Consider the following 3,062-nt stretch of genomic DNA (forward strand, 5'->3'; position numbering starts at 1 on the left):
CGGGCCGTCCCGAACCGGCCCGCCCGTCCCCCGCTCGTGTGGCTGGTCGGGGTGCACGGGGGTGCCGGGGTGAGCAGTCTGGCGGCCAGTCTCAGCTGGGCCGGGGATGCCGGGCAGCGGTGGCCCGCGCGGATCGGGCTTACCGGCGATATGGATTCGCCGCTGGTGGTCCTGGTGGGCCGCAGTCATCTGCGCGGGGTCAACGCGCTGCACCGCGCCCTGCTCGCCTACGAGGCGCAGGCCACCCCGGCCGGAAGCCAGGTGGTCGGCGTGCTGACCGTCGCGGATGCCGCTCGCCCGCTGCCGGTTCCGGTGGCGCAGCGGCGCGAGGAAATGGAGGGACTGGCCCTCGCCCTGGGCGCCCGCACCTGGCGGCTGGGCTGGCTGGAGCAATGGCGCGCACTCGAACCCTATGAATTGGCGGTCTGGGATCCCGCCGCCGGTGGCTCACCAGTGGATGACGGCGACCCCACCCGCACTCCCCCGCAACCGGTTCGGCTTCTCGCCGAGCAGATCCTCACCGCGGCGCGAACCGCCGGGGCGCGGATCACCGAACGCGCGCAGCACGGCGCGGCAACCCGAAGTCCATGACCTGAACGAGGTGCGACGTGCATCGAAAACTGCTGCCCACCCTGGGGTTCCGGAGTTCCATCCTGATGACCGCGGCGGTCACCGTGGTCGCCACGGCCGCCGTCGGGCTGGCCCACGGCGGGCCGCCCGACACCACGGTCCCCATCGACAAATGCCCGGCGCTGTTCGCGCTCGGCATCCAGGGCACCGGCGAATCCTCCCCCGACGCCGCCGTCACCACCGACACCGGCATGCTGTCGGAGGTGTTCCGGCCCATGATGGCCGCCGCCAGCGACGCGGGCCTGGTCGATCGCGCCTACGTGCCCTACGAGGCGTCCTTCGGCGGGGCGACCGGCGTCAGCACCGTCAGCTACACCAAATCCGTCGGCGACGGGCTGGACCGGCTGCGCTCCATGGCCAAACAGGTCGTCGAACGCTGCCCCAGCACGAAATTGGCGCTCGCCGGGTACTCCCAGGGCGCGCACGTGGCCGCGCAGTTCGCGGAGGAGGTCGGCACGGGCAAGGGCACGGTGGCGGCCGAGAAGATCGCGGCGGTAGCACTTTTCGGCGATCCCAACCGCAATGCCAACGCCCCGCTGTTCCCGGGCAAACCGGATCAGAAGCTGCCCACGGCCGCACCGGGCACCGATGGCAAAGCGGTGGCCCAACTTTCGGATCCGCCCGCCACCAAGACCGCCTCCGGGGCGGGCATCGCACCCGACAGCGCGACCCTCGAGAACTTCGGGCAGCTGGTCGGCCGGGTCGCGGAATTCTGCACCGAGGGCGATCTGGCCTGCGATACCCCGGTGGGCGCGCCGCTGGTGCGAACCGTCGCCAATATCGCCGGGCAGGTGGAGCTTTCGGCCGGTGACCCGATCGGCTCGCTGAAGTCGATCGCGGAGGCGCTGGCGTTCACCTCGATCAAGACCGTCACCTCGGTGGTGAACAACGATGTGTCGGGCAAGTCGCTGTCGGATCTGTCGTATCAGCCGCAGAAGTCGATCTCGCAGCGCATTGCCGACGCCTCCAATCCGAACACCCAGATCGATATCCCGGGCGCGTTCCAGGCGCTGCTCAAGGTCGGCACCATTGCCATCAATTCGATTGTGGCCGTGGTGAAGGACATTCTGACGCCCGCCAATATCGCCGAGATCGCCACCGCCGGGCTCGCCAATCCGATCGCGGGGCTCGCGGTATTCGGCGGCAAGCTGCTCGGCGCGGTCACCAATCTGGTGCCGCCCACCACGATCAGCCGGTTGGTCACCCAGTCGTTCTCGGCCGTCACCCAGAACATCACCGACAACAAGGATCTGCTCGACATCACCACCTGGGTGCGGTACTGGGACACCGCGCAGAAGCACGACTACACCCACGCGCAGGGCGCCGGATTCGGCGAGAGCCCGACCGACTGGGTCGGGCAGTGGTTCGCGGCCGTCGCCCACGACCTGTCCGGGGCCGTCAAGCCGGGCGCGGTTCCCGGCGGCGGCAGCGACAAGCCCAGCCTGGGAATGGATTTCGCGGGCACCTCGACCGTGACCACCAGCGTCCCGGCGAACGGGCAGTTCCCGCTCGGCGGCGGCGCCACACCCACCACCACCCCGACCACAGGGGCCTCGGTGCTGGACCTCAACCCCGGATCCAACACGAGCCCCGGATCCAGCACGCCACCCACCAGCGGGGCGCCCCTCATCCCCGATCTCAGCGGCCGGACCACGCCATGAGCACCACCGAATCGAATTCGCGGACAACGGGATCGGAACCGCCGAACCCGGGCGACGACGAGTACACCGGCAGCTGGTCGGATTGGATCACCGGCGCACCCGCCCAGCCGCGGGCCGCGCGACGCGTTCCGGACGACGAATACGCCTCCGGCTACGACGAATACGACGACTTCGGCGACGAGGACGACGAATACTTCGAGCCTCGCCCGCTGCCGGATGACGAGTACTTCGAACCCGGTCCGCTGCCTGGCGACGAGTATTCCGAACCCGGTCCGGCCTCACACGACGCCCTGCCCTACAGCCGATCGAGCGAGCATCCGCAGCACGCTCGATCGGCCGAGCAGGCACCGGCCCGCCCGACGGGCACTCCCCGCCGGGCGACCTACAAATCCCCCCGTGCCCGAACGGCTTACGACGTCCTGCAAGCCCGAGCCTCCTTCGATCCGTCCTCGCGGCCCGCGCGCGGCGACCTCGACGGCCCGCCACCCGGCTACCCGACCGAGCGCCGACCGCTCAAGCGACCGGCCCGAACGTCGCCGAAGCGGGAGAGATTCGGCTTCTCCCCGAATCTCAGCGGACGCCAGTGGATGGTCCCGCTGTTGGGCCTGCTGGCCGTGCTCGCCGTGACCGCGGCCGTCGCCGTTCAGATCGCCAAGGTCACCGGCGACAGCACCTCCGCGAAATCGGGCGTCGCCACCCCCACCGCCGCCGCACCGGCGGTCACCGCCGCCCCGACCGCCTCCGCCCTCGATCAACCCGCGGCCCCGACCG

General features: G+C 70.6%; 2 protein-coding genes and 1 pseudogene. All 3 read left to right on the forward strand.

Going from position 1 to position 3,062, the window contains the following annotated elements:
• On the forward strand, window positions 1–591 hold a 591-nt coding region (locus tag ACAM49_RS39465; protein ID WP_369640623.1), incomplete at its 5' end, for a hypothetical protein.
• A gap of 17 nt (window positions 592–608) precedes the next feature.
• Window positions 609–2,291 carry a cutinase family protein gene (locus tag ACAM49_RS39470; protein ID WP_369640624.1) on the forward strand — a complete coding sequence of 561 codons (1,683 nt, stop codon included), beginning with the start codon at window positions 609–611 and terminating at the stop codon, window positions 2,289–2,291.
• Window positions 2,288–3,062, forward strand: a pseudogene (locus ACAM49_RS39475) (hypothetical protein); the annotation flags it as partial. The gene ACAM49_RS39470 and the pseudogene ACAM49_RS39475, both read left to right, overlap by 4 nt.

It is taken from the genome of Nocardia sp. JMUB6875 (genome assembly GCF_041154655.1).
Lineage (GTDB): Bacteria > Actinomycetota > Actinomycetes > Mycobacteriales > Mycobacteriaceae > Nocardia.